This is a genomic window from Archangium primigenium (assembly GCF_016904885.1).
Lineage (GTDB): Bacteria > Myxococcota > Myxococcia > Myxococcales > Myxococcaceae > Cystobacter > Cystobacter primigenius.
Map to the genome: position 1 here is coordinate 5251917 of NZ_JADWYI010000001.1, position 17468 is coordinate 5269384.

Sequence of the window (17468 nt, forward strand, 5' to 3'; positions counted from 1 at the left end):
CCCGGTCCGCGAGCAGGCGAACCGAGGCCGAGGTGAGCCGAGGTGAAGGACGTCGACGTCAGCTATCGCACTGGCCGTCGAAGCCGTTGTTGGCGAAGGAGTTGGCGTACTCGGGCAGGAAGAAGTCGGTGTTGACGGAGGTCTCGTCGTCACGGGTGCCCGGGCTGCCGGTGATGGCGCAGTCCTTGGCCCAGGTGAAGCGGGTGTGGGTGAAGAAGGGACCAATCTCCCGGTAGATATTGAGGTTGCCAGCGCCGTAGAGCCTGTAGATGCCGGGCTCGCCCGTGCCGCCGCCGTGAGAGATTTCGACATGCTCGAGGCGACTGCCATCGGCCCGACCGAAGTGCAGGCCACGCCAATAGCCGGGAGCGGGGGAGGCCGCATCGGGAACGAAGCGGATGGGCGCCTGGGCCGTCCCCTGGGCGATGAGCTTGCCCGGGAAATTGCCGACGCGCGTGCCCACGCTCAGGAACGCGCCGGGCGCGAAGCGGACTTCCGTCCCCGGCGCAAGGGTGAGGGTGGGGGGGCTTTCCGAGCCCACATAGACGAAGTTGGTAATCACATAAGGAAGGCCCAGGTTGGGCCAGGTCTGACTGACTCCGACACTTCCGGCCATGAGTTCGATGCCGAGGGCATTGCCGCTGAAGGTACTGTCTTTGGCGATGAGGGGGACAAGTCTTGGCGCGATCGAGAGCGCGTACTGACCATTGTCACGCGAGGTGAGCCGGGCCGATTCGGGATTCAGCGGCGAATGGAGCACGAGGCCAGGGCCGCTGCTCTTCTGGACGGTGACATCCGTGAGGGTGACACACGTCTCACAGATTCCGCCGATGCTCAGGTTGGCACGGGTTCCGGCAAGGGCGCCCTCGGCCCCGGCGTACTCGAACGTGGCATGTGCCAGTCGGCTGGAAGTAGTCATTTCAGAAGCGACGTACACGCCACGCCAGTGGCCGGGCTGGGGGCTGGCGGCGTCGGCGGTGAAGCGCACGGGCGCGGCGGCCGTGCCTTCCACCACGAGCGAGGCGAGGTTCTCGTCATAGCCCACGAGCATCTCGGCCCGGGGCGCGAAGCGCAGCACGCTGCCGGCGGTGATGGTGAGGGTGATGCCCGTGGTGAGCGTCCCCTCGACCCGCAGGGTTTCCGGGACGAGGAAGGAGCCGGACCAGGCTTGGGAGCGGGTGACGTTGCCGGAGAGCTCGACGGCGTCGGCGGCGTTGCCGGAGAAGGAAGAGGAGGAGGGCAGGGAGCCGGCGAGGTTGGCGCTCATTCGCACGGCGACGCCGACGCTGTCGGAGACGGACAGGCGGGAGGAGCCGGGGCCGAAGCCGCTGGAGGCGTCGGCGAGCACGCCCACCGAGCCGCTCTGGCGCACGGAGACGTCCTGGAGGAGGGGGGCGGCCGAGTCGCGCAGGGAGAGGCAGGCGCCCTCGCCGGAGGGGGCACCACAGCCCTGCACGGAGACATGAGAGAGGGAGGAGGCGCTGCCCGAGGCGGAGAACACCAGGCCGCGCCAGGAGCCAGGGGTGAGCGCCACACCGAGCAGTTGGACGGGGGCCTGGGCGGAGCCGGGGGCCAACAGGGCGCCCTGTACGCGCAGCTCGGCGTCCGGAGCGAAGCGCACGACGACGCCCGGCTCCAGGGTGAGGGTGGCGCCAGTGCTCACGGACAGCTGGCCACGCACCTCGTGGGGGCTGTCGGCCAGACGCCATGTCTCGGAGGCGGTAATGGGGGCGGCGTGCACGGTGGCCGGGCGGTCGGAGACCGTCAGGGAGGCCTCGCCCTGGCGGGTGATGCCGCCCGAGGTGGCGCTGGCGCGGATGGTGAGGGGGCCGGCGGCCTGGGCACGCACCCCGCCCGAGGCGTCCACCTGGGCCCGGGCGCTGTCGCTGCTCGTCCAGGTGAAGGCGGAGACGGCGAAGGGGGCGCCCTCCTGGTCCGTAGCGCTCGCGCTGCACTGCGCGCTCTGTCCCGCCACCACCTGCGTCGGCGTGCAGCTGACGGTGACGGCCTCGAGCCGAGGCGTCTGCTTTTCGGTCTCTCCATCACAAGCGCCGAGCGCCAGGAGCGCGGGCAGCCAGGGGAGGGCCTTGGTGTACTTCATGAGGTTTGTACTCCTTTCACGTGAGCACTTGGAGAATAGGCGGAAATGGGCCTCGGAGTGGGGAGGCGCTTTCACGGAGGAGTCTGCTGCGTCGTGAGCGGCTCGGCGGCGGCATCGGTGATGACGAGCACTTCCGCCCGACGGTTGAGCTGCCGCTCCTGCTCGGTGGCGGGCTGGGCGCTGACAGGCCAATCCGCGCCGAAGCCTTGAATCCGGACCCGTGTGGCGGGAACCCCCTGATCGATCAAATAGCGCCGGATGGCCTGGGCGCGACGGACCGCGGTGAAGGAGTCCGCGCGATCCTTGTCCGAGTGCCCCTCGACGAGGATGACGCCCGCCCGTGCCTGATCCGACAGGCGGAGGACGGCTTGATCGAGCAGGGGTACCACGCCTGGGAGATCGGCGCTTCCCTGCGAGAAGTGGATCTCCCCACGCAAGACGACCTTCTCCCGCTCACCGGGCTGATGCGGCTTCGCGGTGGGCAGGGGCTCGGCGGCCGCGGCCAGCGGCCCTTGCTCCTCGCCGCGACCCAGGGCGATATCCCATGTGGGCACCGGCCGCACGGGCTTCTCCTGCGTGGGTCGCTCGGGGTTGGCCAGGACGAGCTGGAGCTCCTGGTCCGAGCGCTCGTCCAGGAAGGCGATCTTGGGAGGCGGCTCGTTGCGGAACGAGATGCCCGCGACCACGCGGAAGCGCGGAGTGCCCGGCGCCGCGCCGATCCCGGGTCCTCCGAGGAGGAAGGCATCCAGGCCCGAAATCAGCGGAAAACGGGCCCCGCCGAGCAATTCCAGGGAGGGTTGCTGTGCGAACGTCGCGCGCATGCCCAGCTCTCCCCGGAGGCCCTGACCCGTCGTGGCCAGTGCCGCCGCGAGCCGGATCTCCGAGCTGGCCCCCTCGCGAACAGGGGTCTGGGGGGAGGAGGGCAGGAGGATGTTGGGGCGGAAGAGCACGCCCACCTCGAGCGAGGGATGGAGCCAACCCATCTCCGTGCCCGCCACCATCCGAGCATGGAACCGGGGCCCGTCATCCCCCGCCAGCGCGGAGCCCGTGCCGATGGGCAGCCCGATGCCCAGATCCGCGGCCAGATCCAGGGGCTGCCGTCGCCGCCGGGACAGCACCCCCAGGCGCGCTTGCAGGACGGGTGTTCCGAGGCCCTGCGCCCTCAGCTCGGCCAGACCGACGTCGGTGGGGCTCTTGCCCTGCTGCCAGAGGACGAACGGCAACTGCGCGCCCAGCTCGAGCCAGGAGAGGACGCCGTAGCTCGCGGACAGCATCGCGGTCGCGCGGTGCTGGACGATGTCCAGGTTCTTCTCGCCGTTGTTCAGCACGAGGGGCTGGCTCTGGTAGTGTCCCAGCAGGCTGACGCTGAGGCCACTCGGAACCATGAGCTCGCCGTTTCCGACCAGCACCGTGCCGCGGCCGGTGTTGGTCTCCAGTCGCTCCAGCTCGAAGCCCGGCAACTGGTCGTTGGACTGCGCCGAGGCCAGCGAGCAACCCAGCGAAACCGCGACGATTGCACCCCGGGTGGATGAAGGTAAGCTCATGATCGGGTAGAATCCTACCGCTCTTTTCGTGGGGAGAGACAAGTGCTCCGACTCTATGTGCGGCTCCTGCTGTGCCTGGGCGCGCTGGCCGCCTGTGGACCAACCGAGCCGGCAAGTCCAGCGCCGGAAGAAGCACCGCAGGCCGTGGGCATGACCCTGGTTGCCACCCAGAGTCGGGTCATCAAGGACGTACCGGATCTTCTTCTGACGTGGACCGGGAACGGCAACAGCGACTGTCTCCAATGTGATTCGCGGACGACCTACAAGTGCCCGGGAAGCACGACGTCCGCTGATTTCACGAAGGACATCTCATACACCCTGGACCGCGGCCTGCATGTCCAGGCGATCAAGGCCACGGTATTTGGTGCTTCCATTCACGAGTCCAACACATTTAGTCGCACAGTTACGGTGTATGTGAACGACCAAGCCGTGGGTAGCGCATTCTCGACACAACAACGCAAATGCGCAACGACACCGACCAAATGTGACGGGGATGCCGCGGGTCGCGTTGTAAACAAGGCAGAAGCATCTCTCGGCGCGGGCATTGGGTGGAAGACCGCCGTGGGGGATGTCAATAAACTCAAGCTTGTTCCGGAGAACAGTTCCTACTGTATCTCTCACGTCAAGCTCGAGTTGACCGTGCTTGAGCGGCATATCAAGTCGTCCGTCGGGACTGCGCTGAACTTTGGCTTCCAGCAGGTAGGAACGACAAGCATCAAGAAGAAGATCCTGCTGACCAATGACGGTGAAGCCCCGCTGAAGATCACGAAGATCGCCAAGGTGGGCGGCGGGCGTTTCAACATCACGAAGCCGCTCGACCTGAATGCCACGATCACCGTGCAGCCAGACAGCAAGCCAGGGGCCGTGCCCGCGGAGATCGAGGTCGAATTCGCACCTGACGCGGAACAATCCTTCGATGGGCAGATTCAAATCACCAGTGACGCCACGGCGGAACTGCCTCTCATCGATCTGGCCGGAGAAGGAATTCCATACGCCACGGTCGTGGATACGGAGCCCATTGCCTTCGGCAAGGTTCGCGCCACCGACGCCGTCACGCAAGGCATCGTGGTGCGCAACGTCGGCGCCAATGCGATCTCCTTCTCTCCCACCATCACTGGCAACAATGCCTTCTCCGTGGCGCTGACTCCGGCGCAGACGCCACCGCCCATCTCGCTTGCTCCCGGTGCATCCACAACACTGACCGTGCAGTACCTGGCCTCCGATCTTCCGGCGGCCGATGGCGTCGAGGTCACTGCCCAACTCGACCTCAATGTCGCCAACGATCCGGACTTCCCGGGCACGCCCATCCAGCTCACGGGAACGTCCATCAAGCCGCGGCTCACGATGAGTCTGGTCGGAGGTCTGCAATTCGGCCCTGTACGGGCCGAGACGTCCCGAACGATGGATATCGTGGTGAGCAACGAGGGCACGGGTCCGCTCACCGTCGACTCCATCGGTCTCCCCACGGACAACGCCTTCGTCATCCTCCAGAAGCCCGCCGACGGCACGGTGCTCAAGCCCAAGAGCACGCCGGCCGATCCCGGCTCGTCCATGACGCTCCAGGTGCGCTTCGACGCGCCTACCTCGGCCACCGTGGACACCACGGCCCTCGCGCGCTCGGGCACCATCGCCCTCGTCAACACGGACAAGACGCTCAACACCTTCACCGTCCCCGTGGCCGGCACCGCCGTCAAACCGAAGCTGGTGCTGAGCGTACCGGGAGGCTTCGCCTTCGGACCGGTGCGCGCCGAGACGTCGCAGGAGATGGATGTCGTGGTGCGCAACGACGGCACGGGCCCGCTCACGCTGAACTCCATCGGCCTGCCCACGGACAGCGCCTTCGTCATCCTCCAGAAACCGGCGGATGGGAAGGTGTTGAAGGCCAAGACGACGCCGGCCGATCCGGACTCGTCCGCGACCTTCCGGGTGCGCTTCGACGCGCCCACCTCGGCCACCGTGGACACCACGGCCATCCCACGCTCGGGCACCATCGCCCTCGTCAACACGGACAGCGCCTTCAACACCTTCACGCTTCCCCTGTCCGGGACCGCCGTCAAACCGAAGCTCGTGTTGAGCGTGCCGGGAGGCTTCGTCTTCGGGCCGGTGCGCGCCGAGACCTCCAAGCTCCTGGATCTCGTGGTGAGCAACGAGGGCACGGGCCCGCTCACCGTGGACTCCTTCGGCACGCCCACGGACAACGCCTTCACCGTCACCCGGAAGCCCGCGGATGGAACCGTGCTGAAGGCCAAGACGACGCCGGCCAATCCGGACTCGTCCATGACGATCCAGGTGCGCTTCGACGCGCCCACCTCCTCCACCGTGGACACGACGGAGCTCGTGCGCGCGGGCACGCTCGCCGTCGTCAACACGGACAAGAACCTCAAGACCTTCACCCTCCCGATGACGGGCAGCGCCGTCAAACCGAAGCTGCGGCTCAACCCGGCGAGCGGCTTCGCCTTCGGGACGCATCGCGCCGGGACGTCACCGGAGCTGGAGGTGGTGGTGAGCAACGACGGCACGGGTCCGCTCCTGCTGGACTCCATTGGCGCGCCCACGGACTCCTCGTTCGTGCTGACGCAGCAGCCCGCGAACGGGACGGTGTTGAAGGCCAAGAGCTCGCCGGCGGACCCGGGCTCGTCCGCGACGTTCCGGGTGCGCTTCGACGCGCCCACCGCCGAGCCCCTGTTGCCACGCGCGGGAGAGATCGCCCTGGTCAACCGGGACAGGGACTTGAGCGGCTTCACCCTTCCGGTGTCCGGCACGCCCGTCGCGCCCAAGGTGGTGATGACGTCCGGAGGCCTGCTCGACTTCAAGGATCGGCCGGTCGGCAGTGACATGGAGCTGGAGGTGACGGTGAGCAACGAGGGCAATGGTCCCATCGTGCTGGCGACCATCGGTCCGCCCACCCACGAGGCCTACACCATCACCCAGAAGCCGCCGAACAACACGGAGCTCAAGGCCAAGGGCGAGGCGGGCTCCTCCGTGAAGATCAAGGTCAACTTCCATGCGCCCGAGGACACGGGCACTCCGGTCCTGGGCTCCGTCGTCCTGGGCAACACGGATCCGACCTACAAGAACAGCCTCAAGATCGATCTGCGCGGCCGGGGCGTGCGGCCGCGCGTCTCCACCGTGTCGAAGCTCGAGTTCGGCGAGGTCCGCGCCGGCGGCGTGGGCGAGACGCGCAACGTGAAGATCGACAACACCGGCTCGGGCTCGGCGTTCTTCTACGACGTCTTCACCGAGGGGGACACGGCCTACACGCTCGAGCCCGCGATTCCGCGTGGCACGGAGCTCGAGGTGCCTCCGGGAGGCAAGACGCTGACGGTGCGCTTCCGCCCCACGCAGGAGTCGAGCGCGCTGCTCCAGGGTTACCTGAATCTCTTCAGCGCGAACACGGAGGTCGCCAGTCAGCGCGTGTCGCTGGAGGGCTCGGGGGTCAAGCCGCAGCTCCAGGTGACCACGGGCAAGCGTGACTTCGGCAAGAAGAACGTGGGCGGGCCGATGTCGACCCTGACGATTCCCGTGCGCAACATGGGCACGGGCAAGCTGCGCTTCAGCTCGCTCCAGACGACCGTCGCCTCGGGGGTCAACCCGTTCTCGGTCAGCCCGAGCACGGACTTCGAGCTGACCAGCGCGCAAGGCGAGCAGCTGATCACGGTGGGGTTCACGCCCGCGGTGCTTGGGGACTACGAGGGCAACCTGGTCTTCCAGACCAATGATCCGGACCACGCGCTCGTGACCATCCCCTTGTCGGGCGGGGCGCAGAAGCTGCTGCGGGTCCATTCCAAGACGGACACCAATTCCCTCACCTTGGACTTCGGGGACGTTCGCACCACGACGACGGCGGAGCGGACGTTCACCGTCACCAATGACGGCTCGAGCGACATCCATCTCCAGGGTCTGCAGTTCAGCAATGGCGCCTTCACCGGGCCGTCCATCGCCAGCGTGGTGCTCAACCCGAGCCGTCCGAGCATCGACATCAAGGTGACCTTCGCGCCGTCCGTCACGGGCCTGGTCAACGAGAGCGTCACGCTGTTGAGCGACGCGAACAACGTGCCGCAGCCCCGGCTCACGCTCATTGGCAAGGGGACACAACCCCGGATCAAGCTCTACATCGCGGGCAGTCCCACCGAGCAGGAGCTCGACTTTGGCAATGTCTCCGTGAATACCCGGAGCCCCCGGGAGTTGACGGTGAAGAACGAGGGCGATGCCCCGCTCACGCTGGGCATCATCAGCATCATCGATTCCAGCGTGACGCCGCCGCCCTTCGACTGCACGGATCCCTCCACCAAGGAGCTGCAGCCTGGCGCGGAGGTCACGGTTCCGGTCTCCTTCAGGCCCACGGAGAACGGCGACTATTCCGCCCGGCTCCAGGTCGCCTCGAACGCGGCCGAGGGCACGGTGCGCTTCAACCTGTCGGGCAAGGGGCAGTCGGCGAACATCACACTGCCCTCGCGGTTGACGTTCGCGGCCACGCAGTTGAATCACATGAGCGCGGCGGCTCAATTCACCATCGGCAACAGTGGGAAGTCCGCCCTGTCCATCAGCGGGCTCGACCTGCCCTCGGACTTCGTCCTCGTGTCTCCGATCACGCCGCCCACGGCCACCCAGCCCTGGACGATTGACGGATCGGCCGTGAAGCAGGTCCAGGTGGCCTTCAATCCCAGCCTGGCCTCGCTGGGCAACATCACGGGGCCCATGAAGGTCTACAGCAACGCCATCAATGCCACGGGTGGCTTCTCGACCGTGACGTTGGAGGGCCGGGGCATCGATGGCATCGCCCTGGTGGGCCGCGAGGTCACCTTCATTCCGACGGACGTGGGAACGTCCCGGACGGAGCGGGTGCGGGTCGAGAATCAAGGCGAGCATCCGTTGGTGCTCAAGAGCGCCACGCTCACCAGCAACTCCACCCCGCCACCCTTTTCCGTGCACGACTTCAAGTCGAACTACGTGCTGTTGCCCAACAAGGGCAACTACGTCGAGTTCGACGTCCAGTTCAAGCCCGAGTACCGCGGCAATCAAGCGGGCGTGTTGGTCATCGAGACCGATTCGGAGAGCTACCGGCGGCCCAGCCTGGCGGTGTCGGGACAGGCCAAGGGACCCGAGGCGTTCCTGCCCACGATGGCCGAGGGGGTGGACTTCGGAAAGATCAACGTGAAGGCGCCCACCACCTCCGTCTTGACGGTGGTCAACACGGGCGAGAGCCCGCTGAACATCAGCCGACTGGTGTTCACGCGCAAGCCCTCGCCGGGCGACACCGGGGTGGACGACACGGCGCAGATCTTCACGGTCGACCGCCTGGCGGATGGGAGCGTGGCGCTGCCCATGGTCATCGCCCCGAACGATTCGAAGAACATCCCCTTGAAGTTCCAGCCGGCCACGGAGGGCAAGCGCACGGCGATCCTCTCGGTGGTGTCCAACGCCCGCGAGGTCTCCACGGAAGCACGGGGAGAGGGAACGGCCCCCAAGCTGGAGCTCCTGCCCGCCGAGGGGCTGACCTTCCGGGGCATCCTGTTGGATCGCTATTCCCAGCCGCAGACCGTCACCATCAAGAACGAGGGCTCGGGCTCGCTCCACATCCGGAGCATCGTCCTGTCCGATGGCGGGGACGTCTTCAGCCTGCAGCACGCGGACCTGGCCACGCCCTACCGCTTGGATCCGGGCGAGGACATGGCGGTGACGGTCCGCTTCAAGCCCATCGCCACCCGCCAGTCCGCGTTCGTCCAGATGGTGGTCACGACGGACGACGCGCGTCCGTTGATCAAATCCATCAATCTGGATGGCCGAGGCACTTCCGAGGCCTTGTCGGTGGACTCGCGTCTGGAGTTCGGACGACAGCTCATCAACACGCCGTCGTACCGCTATGTGCGGATCACCAATGGGTTGATCGATCCCGCCACCTTCGTGAAGGCCACCATGGCCTCGGGCGTGGGCTGCTCGCAGTTCCTGCCGGATCCCGAGCAGAACCGGGGCTTCACGCTGGCGGGTCTGGAAGAGGCGGAGCTGCGCGTCATCTTCACGCCCTCGGCCGTGGGCGCGCTGGCCGCGCCGTGCACCCTGCGGCTGGACTTCGGGCTCGGACAATCGGGCAACAAGGAAGTGACGCTGACGGGTGAGGGCGTGGCGTCGACGCTCTCCGTCTCGAAGGCGGCGGTGGACTTCGGGAGTGTCACCGCGGGCGGGCCCAAGCGGACGGAAGGCTTCTACATCCGCAATGAGCTCAATGACAGCGTCACCCTTGCGGTGGAGGAATCCCCTGGCACGCAGGGCGAGCGCTTCAAGGTCAATCTGGAGGCCTTGAAGGGCAAGGTGCTCGCCGCGCAGGAGGCCCTCTACGTGTCCGTGGAATACGAGCCCCTCGTGGCGACGTCCTCGCTGATGCGGTTGATGTTCGGCACGACCTCGCCCTCCCAGCAGAAGTCCGTGGAAGTGACCTTGAAGGGAGAAGCGGCGAAGCAGGTGCTGAACGTCAATCGGAGTTCGCTGAACTTCGGACAGGTCGACGTGTCGAAGTCAGTGGAGTCCGAGGTCGTGCTCATCACCAACAACTCGTCGCAGTCCCAGCGCGTCCTGGTGTCGGTCAAGGAGGCGGGGGCCTCGGTGTTCCATGTGGCGGAGAACGACTCCGTGCGGACCTTCGATCTGGGGCCCACCGGCTCGGACACGGCCATCGCCACGTTCCGGGTGCTGTTCAAGCCGAAGGAGGTCGGTGAGACCAAGGACGAGGTGCAGATCCGGTTGCAGGACTCGGTGACGCCCGAGGCGGTGATCCCCGTCGAAGGCGTGGGCCGCATCCTGACGGGAATCGGCAGTGGCTGCTCCGCGAGTGGCGTGGAGTGGGGGAGCGCGGGCATGGTGACGCTGTTGACCCTGCTGGGCATGCACGCCCGGCGGCGGAGGCGGGAGTAGCGACGCATGCCCTTCGACGTCCGGAAGATCCTCGATCAGCTCGAGACGGGCACCCCCGCGGAGACGGGCGTGCCCGAGTGGCAGCAGGCGAGCTGGAGCGACGCGGAGGGGTTCGCCAACGCCCTGGCCGCCGCGCATGTGGGCCGCGGCGCTCCGCTCAAGAGCCGGGTGGGGCAGCAGTACGACTTCTTCCATGACATCGTCGTGCGGCATGGGGGGAGCGAGCGCCTCGCGCTCAGGAGCTACGATCGGCGCGCGGGCTGGCAGACCCTGGGCTACCGGGCCTTGCAGGAGCAGGCGGCGCGCCGGGCCACGGAGTGGGCGCGGCAGGGGGTCAAGGCGGGCGCGAAGGTCTGCCTGCTGTACACCGTGGGTGGGGAGCTGCTCGTGTCGCTCACGGCGGCGCTGGGGCTGGGTGCGTGCATCAGCTACCTGCCGCCCCAGGGACGGCGCTTCATCGCGCGGCGGCTGGCCCTGCTCCAGCCCGACTTCATCGCCACCGAGCCGCACCAGGTGCTGCTCGTGGAGGGCTTCGAGAAGCAGGTGCTCCAGAGCCGGGGCCAGGCGGCGCCGGCGTTCACCTCGCACACCTACAAGCCGGACGAGCCGGTGGGGCTGCTGTTCTCGCCCCTGGTGGAGCCGACGGGCACGCCCGTGCCCCTGCTCGCGGAGGACGCATGGCGGGGCGCGCTGGTGGACGGGCTGCTGACGTTCGGCCTGGGCCCGGGGGAGCACCTGGCGGCGCCGGGCTATCACCCGCTGCAACACCTGCCCGCGTTCCTGTTCGCGACCCTGCTGCGGGGCGCCACCTACGTGCACCTGGACCTGGCGGACGTGGAGGCCAACCCCAAGCTGCTCACCGAGCACCCCCTGCGCGCGCTGGGTGTCACCCCCGCGCTGAGGGATCTGCTGATGCGCACGCGCACGCCGCTCAAGGGCGTGGCCCACTGGTTCCGCAACCCCGAGGAGCCCATCGACTGGCAGGGCTGGATGGCGTGGGTGAAGCAATGCGGACTGGCCGCAGTGCCCTCCTCGAACGTGCTCGTGGACCCGGCCGCGGGGGGCACGGTGCTCAACTCGCCGCGCCGGGTGCGAGACGTGCACACCGAGGCGCCCCCGGCGCCGGGCCGCGCCTGGATCCTGGGCGACGTGAACATGAGCGGGCAGGAGGCCCCGGGTGACCTGGGCATCTTCACGCTCGTGCCGGCGGAGCAGCGCCCGCCCGGCTACCTGGTGCTCACGCGGGCCTTCGGCGTGTACCACTATGGCGGTCCGCGCTCGGCCCGACGCGAGGGCCGCGTCTACCCGGCGGACGAGGTGGCCGAGGTGGTGGGGGAGCTGCCCTTCGTCCGGGGCGCGCTCGTGGTGCCCGCGCCCACGGGCGGCATCACGGGGCACTACCGGCAGGTGTTGCTGGTCTTCACCGGAGCCCAGCGCTCGCAGTCAGGCCCGTGGTTGCAGGAGATCCGCCGCCGGATCGAGCTGTTGCTGGGCGCGGAGCATCTGCCGGACCGCACGGACTTCATCCCGCTCTATCCCAAGAAGGTGGACGGCGCGCTGGACGTGGCGTGGTGCCAGTCGCAGTACCTGACGGGTGCGCTCCACCGCAAGAGCACCGACCGACTGTTCCAGGCGCTCACCGCGCTCAGGGGGCAGCTCCTGGAAAAGGATGGGACGGCTGTGTGAGAATGGCGCGTCCCGTGAAGTTCCTCGCTGGGGGTAGGCCATGGGTGTGCAAGTCGTGATGGGTGCGATGCTGCAGTGCAGCTTCGGGCTGGCGCCTTCCTCTTTGGTGGTCCTGCCCGCGAACAAGATCCTGGCCACGACGCCGGCGGCCAACATCATGGACAACAAGCCCATGGTGAACATCCTGCCGTTTGGCATGTGCCAATCGATGGCCAACCCCATGGTGGCCGCGGCGACTGCGGCGGCGCTGGGCGTGCTGACGCCGATGCCGTGTGTGCCGGCCACGGCCGCCCCCTGGGCGCCCGGGTGCCCCAAGGTCCTCATCGGCAACATGCCGGCGGTGGACAGCACCTGCACGCTGATGTGCTCCTATGGCGGGATGATCCAGGTCGTCTCCCCGGGCCAGGTGGCGGTGCAGAATGGCTGAGCCCGCGCTGGCGCTGCCTCCGCTCAAGGCGCACCTGCTGGACAAGCCGCTGCAGGGCGAGCCGCCGGAGCTCGATGGCTCGGACGAGCGGCTGGAGCGGATCACCGGGCTGGTCGCCAAGAGCGCCTACGCCGAGGCGGCGCGGGAGGCGGAGGCGCTGCTGCGCGGCGGGGTGTACGACGTGCGGCTGGTGGGGCCCTACCTGCTGGGCCTCTTCCTGGACGGAGGCATGGCGTCCCTGCCCATCCTCTTCCACTCGCTCTCCAGCACGCTGCTCTACAACTGGCCGTCCTTCGGGCCGCGCGAGCGCAAGGACGTGTTCGCCGATGGCAGCCTGCGCTGGTTGCTCAAGGTGCTCAACAAGCACATCGAGCATCACGAGCGGCTCAAGAACGACACCTGGAAGCGCTGGAGCGCGCCGGCCAACCGCGAGCCGCTGGAGCAGGCGCTCGCGCTCAGCGAGGAGATCTTCTCCTCGTTCGCCCGGGTGATGCCCCGCAACGGGTGCGAGGCGCCCTTCCGGCGGCTCACCCAGTGGATGGAGGGCCACCTGCAATCCCTGCCGCTGCCGGCGCCGCCGCCCGCGCCCGAGCCGCGGGTCGAGGAGGCACGGGTCGAGGTGGCCCCCGTGGCCGCCGTCGTGGCCGAGCCCGTCCGCGCGGCGCCCGAGCCCTCGGGGCCCACGATTCCGGTCTCGCCCGCCCTGGCGCAGTTGATGCGTCGGCTGGCCGCGTTCGACACGCTCCTGGAGCGTCAGGACTACCGGCGCGCCAGCGTGGTGGCGGCGGATCTGCTCCAGGTGATGGAGCACTTCGATCCGCGCGTCTACCTGCCCACGCTGTTCTCCAAGTTCTTCGTGGGGCTGAGCAGCCATGCCGAGGAGGTGGAGTCCCTCATGCAGCAGGGGACCGACTCGCTGACCTTCCGCGCCCTGGACCAGCTCTACCGCGTGGACCTGGAGGCCTTCGTGGGCCCGGAAGAAGGGGAGTAGCACCGGATGGACGGCCCGCTCGAGCAGCGCATCCGCGAGCGCATCCGCTCCTTCGACATCCCCGCGCTGCTCACGTTGCTCAAGACGACCCGCTACGCGGGCGCGGAGATCGAGTACCGGGGGCAGCGCACGGCCGTGCACCAGTCCCACCTGGTACACGACATCGAGTTCATCGACGCGCCGGACCTCAAGGTCATCATCACGGTGAACATGGGGCTGCTCAGTGCGCAGTCTCCGCTGCCCTCCTTCCTGATGCAGACGATGGATCAGCTCGATCATGATCGGCTCGAGCGCTTCATCGGCTACTTCGATCACCTGCTGCTGCGCGACTGCTTCGCCGGGCTGTATCCGGAGCGGGAGGAGTCGCTGTTGCCGGGCTGGAGACGGGCGTCGCGGGATCGCCTGCGGCTGTTGCGTCCGACGTGTCCCAGCACCCTGCACTGGCTCTTCCACAAGGTCTTCCCGGAGACGGAGCTGGCGGTGCGGCGCGAGGTGCGCCAGCAGCGCGTGCCGGCGCGGGAGCTGCGCATGGGCGCCAGCACGCTCGGGGAAGGGGACTCCATGGGGGGCTTCGCGGCCATTCCCACAGGAGGGGTGGAGGTGCGCATCCACTGCGACGAGCCCCGGGCGAGCAATGGCGTGCTCTGGGCCGAGGAGGCGCGGCGTCGGTTCGACGCGCAGGTGCTCCCACTGCTGTCCGAGACGGTGCTGATGCTCACGGTGGTGCTCGTCCTGAGGGACCAGGAGAGCGTCCTGCGCCTGGCCCCGGACGGGTACCTCGGGTACTACGCGCTCCAGGACTCCCCCGCGCAGACCCAACAGGTCGTCATCTTCTCGGGTGACACCACGGGGCTCCAGGGCCTCGCGAACGCGCCAGACGGGTACACGCGGGCGCCAAGTGGGTGACCACCCTTGACCCCCGGAATCGCTTCTCCCTAAAGTAACGCCCTAGAACACAGCGGGCTGTGTCCTCGCGGTGGAGGGGGAGAGTCGGGAACCGCGGGAACGGCACAACGCTTCGTGTTGTAAGGAGAAGCCGTGTCCATCCAGGATAAGTTGCCCAAGTCTCGTATCACGTTGAAGTACCGCACCACCATCAACGGCCAGAAGGAGGACGTCAAGCTTCCCTTCCGGATGGTTGTGCTTGGGGACTTCTCCCAAGGCAGCTCCACGGATCGGCAGGCGGATCTGGACGAGCGTCAGACGCGCTCGGTCACCGGCTCCAACATCAACGATCTGATGCGGGACATGGGCATGAGCCTGTCGCTCGAGGTGACCGACAAGGTCAGCGCGGATGGGCAGGGGAAGATGAACATCCAGCTGCCCATCACCGGGATCAAGTCGTTCAACCCGGATGAGATTGTCAATCACGTGCCCAAGCTCCAGGCGCTGATGCTGCTGCGCAAGCTGCTGATGGAGATGCAGGCGGACATCGACAACCGCAAGGAATTGCGGCGCACCATCTACGAGCTGTTCTCCAACAAGGAGCAGCTGCAGAAGATGCTCGAGAGCGACGAACTCAAGAGCTACGTGTCCATGCGGCTGCCCAAGACGGCGCGCGCGCAGTCCTCCGGACAGCCCGCGCTTCCCGCCGACAACACCGCGGCCGCCAAGGCCTGATTCCCTTCCGCCCCCTTCATCACGCCGAGGACTCCTCTTCCCATGGCCGTCGAGAAAAACTACCTCAGTGAGCTGTTCAAGTTCCGCGGGCTCGAGATTCCCACGAGCTCCGAGCCGATGATCGGCACGGGCCTGGTGCCCCTGTCGGCCAACGACACGCAGACGCCCGGTGACGAGCGCTTCATGTCGGCGCTCGCGGCGCTGCTCTACAACGTCGAGCCCGTGCAGGACGACGTGGGCCAGGTCCGCTTCGACAAGGGCGAGGTGCTCAAGAGCATCGCGCGCATCGACGAGCTGATCGAGTCGCAGATCAACGAGATCCTCCACGCGGAGAAGTTCCAGCAGATGGAGGCCGCCTGGCGCGGGCTCGAGGATCTCGTCAACCACACGAACTTCCAGGCCGACATCACGCTCGACATCCTGGACGTGGCCAAGGAGGAGCTGGCCGAGGACTTCGAGAAGAACTCGAGCAGCCTGTTCTCCAGCGCCCTGTTCGACAAGGTCTACATCAAGGAGTACGACCAGTTCGGCGGTCGGCCCTATGGCGTGATGCTGGGTCTGTATGACTTCGCCGCCACGCGCGCGGACCTGACGTGGCTGGAGCGCATGGCGCTGGTCGCCAACGCGGCGCACTGCCCGTTCATCGCCTCGGCGAGCCCCAAGTTCTTCGACTGCGAGACCGTCGAGCAGCTCGAGTCGCTCAAGAACCTGGATGGCGTGCTCAGCCACCCGCGCTACAGCAAGTGGCACGCCCTGCGGAACAAGGAAGAGGCCGCCTACATTGGCCTGACCCTGCCGCGCTACGTGGTGCGCCTGCCGTGGAACCCCGACAGCAACCCCTGCGAGGTGCTCAACTTCAAGGAGGACGCCGAGGGCGACTCGAAGAAGTACCTGTGGGGCAGCGCCGCCTACCTGATGGGCCGCAACCTGGCCAACGCCTTCGAGCTGTCCGGCTGGTGCCAGTCCATCCGCGGGCCCAAGAGCGGCGGCCTCGTGCAGGATCTGCCGGTGGACAGCTTCACCCTGCGGGGCCAGAAGATGATCCAGATGCCGGTGGAGATCGCCATTCCCGACTACCGGGAGTTCGAGTTCGCCCGCAACGGCTTCATCCCGCTCGTGTACCGCAAGGGCACCGGCGAGGCGACGTTCTTCAGCACCCAGTCCATCAAGCAGGCCCAGAAGTTCAAGGACCCCAAGGACTCGGAGAACGCGCAGCTCGTCACCAACCTGGCCTACACGTTCTCGATCACCCGCCTCGCGCACTACGTGAAGAGCATCATGCGCGACAACATCGGCAGCACGGCGGATGCGACGTACGTGCAGCGGCAGATCGAGTCGTGGCTCGCGGGCTACGTCACCACGGTGACCAACCCCGACGATTTCACTCTGCGTCGATTCCCCTTCAAAGCCATCAGCGTCCAGGTAGAATCGCGGGCGGGAGAACTCGGCTGGTATGACTGCAAGGTGGCCGTGCTGCCGCACATCCAGTTCGAGGGCCTGAATGTGGAGCTGATGTTGGAGTCCCGCCTGGGATAGCTGGGCGCTCGTCGTAGTCCCCCACCCATCAACAGCAGGAAGGTACAATGCCTCAATTCGCGCGTTCCTTGAATGTTTCCCAGGGCTTCAACTTCCGGAAGGACAAGCAGGCGGCGGTCGGTTTCGTCACCGAGATGACCGTGGGCGGCGTGGCGCTCAAGGCCGATCAGGAGACGGTGCTGGATCCCGCCAACCCCAGCGCGGCGCTGTCCGGCGGCGTGGTGGGCGTGCTCGGCCACTACCTGTGGGAGCTCGGCACCACGGATGCCATGTACCTGTCCGCGCAGGTCTCCACCGAGAACAAGATGCAGCTGAGCGCGGCGCTGCTCGGTGACATGACCGACATGTCGGTCACGTTCAGCTACGTCGTCTACGAGTACGATCCCATCGAGAAGAAGTACTTCCTGTCCAACAAGGGCGAGAAGCTCGAGGGCATCCTCGAGAAGAACGGCGACAGCCTGAACCTGACGGTGGCGGACGACGAGTCCACCGAGGTGCAGTCGCCCAAGAACTTCACCCTTCAGATGGGCATCAAGCCCCAGACGAAGGAGCAGACGATCGAGATGGCGACCGGCTTCCAGAAGAACGTCGCCAAGAAGTGGGGCATCACCGCGGGGAGCTAGTCGCTCACCGCTCACGTCAGGATTCCACGAC

At 67.2% G+C, this 17468-nt stretch carries 10 protein-coding genes; 8 read left to right on the forward strand and 2 right to left on the reverse strand.

The window, feature by feature from the left end:
• Positions 1–58: 58 nt before the first annotated feature.
• The gene (locus I3V78_RS21590) at positions 59–2101 is read right to left on the reverse strand and encodes an Ig-like domain-containing protein (RefSeq protein ID WP_204490344.1); all 2043 of its coding nucleotides are present in this window, start codon (positions 2099–2101) and stop codon (positions 59–61) included.
• Positions 2102–2172: 71 nt separating this feature from the next.
• Positions 2173–3645, reverse strand: coding sequence for an OmpA family protein (locus tag I3V78_RS21595; protein WP_204490345.1), 1473 nt, complete (start codon positions 3643–3645; stop codon positions 2173–2175).
• Between the two features lie 639 nt (positions 3646–4284).
• On the opposite strand from I3V78_RS21595, the gene I3V78_RS21600 reads away from it, so the two are divergent.
• From I3V78_RS21600 to I3V78_RS21635, 8 genes are all read left to right on the forward strand, one after another.
• Positions 4285–10554 carry a choice-of-anchor D domain-containing protein gene (locus I3V78_RS21600; protein WP_204490346.1) on the forward strand — a complete coding sequence of 2090 codons (6270 nt, stop codon included), beginning with the start codon at positions 4285–4287 and terminating at the stop codon, positions 10552–10554.
• A gap of 6 nt (positions 10555–10560) precedes the next feature.
• A complete protein-coding gene (locus I3V78_RS21605) occupies positions 10561–12240 on the forward strand; it encodes an acyl-CoA synthetase family protein (protein WP_204490347.1) in 1680 nt (559 codons plus the stop codon).
• Positions 12241–12280: 40 nt separating this feature from the next.
• Positions 12281–12667, forward strand: a complete 387-nt coding sequence (locus I3V78_RS21610; RefSeq protein WP_204490348.1) for a DUF4280 domain-containing protein — start codon at positions 12281–12283, stop codon at positions 12665–12667.
• Positions 12660–13658 carry a type VI secretion system protein IglI family protein gene (locus tag I3V78_RS21615; protein WP_204490349.1) on the forward strand — a complete coding sequence of 333 codons (999 nt, stop codon included), beginning with the start codon at positions 12660–12662 and terminating at the stop codon, positions 13656–13658. The genes I3V78_RS21610 and I3V78_RS21615 overlap by 8 nt, the downstream gene beginning before the upstream one ends.
• A gap of 6 nt (positions 13659–13664) precedes the next feature.
• Positions 13665–14564 carry a hypothetical protein gene (locus I3V78_RS21620; RefSeq protein WP_204490350.1) on the forward strand — a complete coding sequence of 300 codons (900 nt, stop codon included), beginning with the start codon at positions 13665–13667 and terminating at the stop codon, positions 14562–14564.
• A 132-nt stretch (positions 14565–14696) separates the two neighbouring features.
• Positions 14697–15278 carry a type VI secretion system contractile sheath small subunit gene (gene tssB, locus I3V78_RS21625; protein WP_204490351.1) on the forward strand — a complete coding sequence of 194 codons (582 nt, stop codon included), beginning with the start codon at positions 14697–14699 and terminating at the stop codon, positions 15276–15278.
• 42 nt (positions 15279–15320) lie between these two features.
• Positions 15321–16814 (forward strand): type VI secretion system contractile sheath large subunit, encoded by a 1494-nt coding sequence (gene tssC / locus I3V78_RS21630; protein WP_204490352.1) that lies wholly within the window; start codon positions 15321–15323, stop codon positions 16812–16814.
• Positions 16815–16861: 47 nt separating this feature from the next.
• A complete protein-coding gene (locus tag I3V78_RS21635; RefSeq protein WP_204490353.1) occupies positions 16862–17437 on the forward strand; it encodes a hypothetical protein in 576 nt (191 codons plus the stop codon).
• Positions 17438–17468 lie beyond the last annotated feature (31 nt).